General features: G+C 50.7%; 5 protein-coding genes. All 5 read left to right on the plus strand.

Translation table 11 applies throughout. The annotated features are described in order from the left end of the window. Window positions 1-206, plus strand: a 206-nt coding sequence (locus tag RRY12_12850; protein ID MEG2185562.1) for a hypothetical protein, incomplete at its 5' end; no start/stop codon positions are given. A 180-nt stretch (window positions 207-386) separates the two neighbouring features. Continuing rightward, window positions 387-1,172: a hypothetical protein gene (locus tag RRY12_12855; protein MEG2185563.1), complete on the plus strand. Its 786-nt coding sequence runs from the start codon at window positions 387-389 to the stop codon at window positions 1,170-1,172. After that, window positions 1,102-1,707: a hypothetical protein gene (locus tag RRY12_12860; GenBank protein ID MEG2185564.1), complete on the plus strand. Its 606-nt coding sequence runs from the start codon at window positions 1,102-1,104 to the stop codon at window positions 1,705-1,707. The genes RRY12_12855 and RRY12_12860 overlap by 71 nt, the downstream gene beginning before the upstream one ends. Before the next feature lie 99 nt (window positions 1,708-1,806). Next, entirely contained in the window at window positions 1,807-2,163 is a 357-nt protein-coding gene (locus RRY12_12865; GenBank protein ID MEG2185565.1) for a BACON domain-containing protein, read from the plus strand. Window positions 2,164-2,187: 24 nt separating this feature from the next. Then, the coding region (locus RRY12_12870) for a flavodoxin family protein (protein ID MEG2185566.1) at window positions 2,188-2,848 on the plus strand (661 nt) is incomplete at its 3' end.

Below are 2,848 nucleotides of genomic sequence, written 5' to 3' on the forward strand. Positions count from 1 at the left end.
TCGTACAAAAGAACAAAAATCCAAAGCTCACGGTCGACATAATGACACTAATAGGCACCGAAAGTGTGAATGTCCGCCTCCGCGACGATGGTCCAAAATTTGAAATTGAGAGCGAGGAGGGCGGCCGAATAACGCATTTCAGCGTAATGGGCTACAATGACACGTTTATACGTATAAAAAAAGCTGACGATTCGGCAATGAGATAGCCGAAGAGGAAAAAGCCCGCCCGCACCGAGTGACTAGGATGCCTGTGTTGTGCGGGATTGTGCGGAGATATGTCGGCGCTGCGATAGGAATAACAGCAATAGTCAGCTATTAACTGTGGCAGGTGACAACAAAGTGATTGTGAATTTCCCAAAATTTCAAAACAACAGGAGGAAAGTATTATGGCAGGCAGAAATATGCGAGTTGTGCTAATGATGGCGGTGATCTTTGCTGTGGCTGTCATTGCGGGCGGATGCGGCGGCGGAACCCCCGCGTCAAAACCGGTAGTTTACTTTGACGGGAAGCTTCACGGAGATTTGGCCGCGGCGATTGCGGAACAGGCCGACCTTCGCGCGTTCAACGACACGGAGACGGACGGCCCTGTAATAGTCTCCTTTACCGAGGGCGCGCCCTTGGATGCAAGCACAAAGGCAGGCCTAAAGGCCGCCTATGACGCAGGACAGGCAGTTGTCATCGAACACGCAAATGAGTCGGAGGTCAGGGATTTTCTGGCTGCGATAGGTGTATCTCACGCCTATGCCGCACCAAACCAGGATGATTCGGCGCGAGACAAAGACGTTGAGATATATGCAGTGATGAAAACAAGCGGAGACGTTCTGGTACTCTGCATACACAGTGATAATGACTGCGCTGAAGGAATCGAAAAGGAGGTAACCTCCGCCGATTACGACGCGAACGAAGATGACGAAATTGTCAGCGACGATGACGATGAAGAGGGCGGAGAGAAACCAACCCCGCCGCTCGAAGCAGAAAAAAATGCCGAGAGGGCAAAATACCTGTTTGAATGGATAGCCTCTAAAGAGGCGATGGCAAGCTCGCTTTCAGGCGGCAAGAGCAACGCTGCATCCGCCGCGGCGGGAGCGCAGTCTGCGCAGGATGACATCAAACAATTGGACTCTGCGCCTTCGCTATACCATCTATTCGTGCCACGCATTTGCCACCGGTGACGACTGGTATTTTATCGAACAGAGCGGCAACCTAAACCCTTCCTCTGCATATTACAAAATACATGTCAAAACTGACAGAAAAGGACACAACGACAAGAAAATAGAGTACAACGAGGTGGGCGAGTATGCTGTCAAATACGCCTTCGAGAACTACTGCAACAGCCCGGACGACGTTGCTGACGTAACGCTGTATGACCACAAACCGTTGAATATGAACAATTCTGAGACCGTAACAAACGGCATGAGCTGGGGCGGAAGCGGTTCTCTGGGCTTCTCCGGGATAGGGGGGAACGGCGGCCTGAGCGGTTCGCTTTCATACTCCACATCTCACACTCGAACCATACAGGACTACAACATTACGGACAACTCCGGCGGCGCCAGTCTGGGCGCGAACTCGAAGTGGGTCTATGACTTCCGTCGCCCGTCAAACGGCAAGAAGAACGCATTTTATCGTCACCTCAATGACGCTCCCGCGGCCGCCAGGAGCTCCTTCGTCCCCGTCAACGAGTGGATATGGAAGATAAGCGGTGCTTAAAGGGACAGTAAACTTGCCGCAAACGACAACAGGGTCTTCACCTCTGAATTCAGCTGGGTATCTGGTCAGACGCAGGGAGCGTGCGACGGTATTTTCGCTGTGTATACGCGCGGCCGCGTCGACAAGGATATATTCAGTCGCACAGACAAAATCTCAGTTCCTCTGCCTGTACCGCCAAGGCTTGTAGCCGACCGATACAATATCAGCTTTAACAAGAAGGCAAGCAATGCCAACATAGGCATACTCTCACACTATGGGTGGACTGCGTCGTGCGACGCATCGTGGTGTGACGTGCATGAAACAAGCGGAAGCTCCACCGGTGGAACCGCTCATCCGCTACTGATAGAGGTTGGTGAAAATACCACCGGAAGCGCTCGTGACGCGCATATTACGATAACAGATACAAAAGGTGAAGAGAAGATGACAATTACGGTCACTCAATCAAAGACAAACTGACAAACGAAAGAGGGAGATGAAGAGATGCGTATACTGGTTTTGAACGGCAGTCCGCGCGGGAAGCGCAGCGACACCATGATACTTACAAATACGTTCGTCGAAGGGCTGCGAAAAGACGGAGATTTGGTTGATACAATAAATATTGCAGATTATGATGTGCGCGGCTGCCGCGGCTGCTTTGGCTGCTGGGCCAACGGAGGAATCTGTGTTATTAAGGACGATGCGCCGCGGCTCCAAGAGGATTATTTCTTTAAGGCTGACATTGTGATTTGGAGCTTCCCTCTTTATTTCTTTGCGATGCCGTCACAGATAAAGGCCTTTATGGACAGGCTCTTTGTTGACGACTACCCTGATATGGTGTTGACAGCTGATGGATTTCCGACTCATCCGACACGGCACGATGTATCAAAAATGCGCCATATAGTAATATCCACTTGCGGCTTCTATACAGCAGAAGGTCTTTACGATGCTGTGATGGCACATTTTAAAACGCTTTTCAAAGAAAAGTTTGCAGGAGCCATAACCTGCGGACAGGGCTCTCTTTTTTCAAAAGAAACGTTGCCGCAGGGTGCCGGTCAACGTCTTGAAACGATAAAAGAGCTTGGCTGTGTCGTTGCCTCCGGCGGCTGCATAAATGAAGAAAAACAGGCAGAACTTGCAAAGCCCCTAATTTCTAAAGAGATAT

The sequence above is a fragment of the Cloacibacillus sp. genome (genome assembly GCA_036655895.1).
GTDB lineage: Bacteria > Synergistota > Synergistia > Synergistales > Synergistaceae > JAVVPF01.

Bases quoted from the DNA above. Each gene is read 5' to 3' on its own strand.
- RRY12_12855 (MEG2185563.1), top strand. From the start codon at position 387: ATGGCAGGCAGAAATATGCGAGTTGTGCTAATGATGGCGGTGATCTTT.
- RRY12_12860 (MEG2185564.1), top strand. From the start codon at position 1,102: ATGACATCAAACAATTGGACTCTGCGCCTTCGCTATACCATCTATTCG.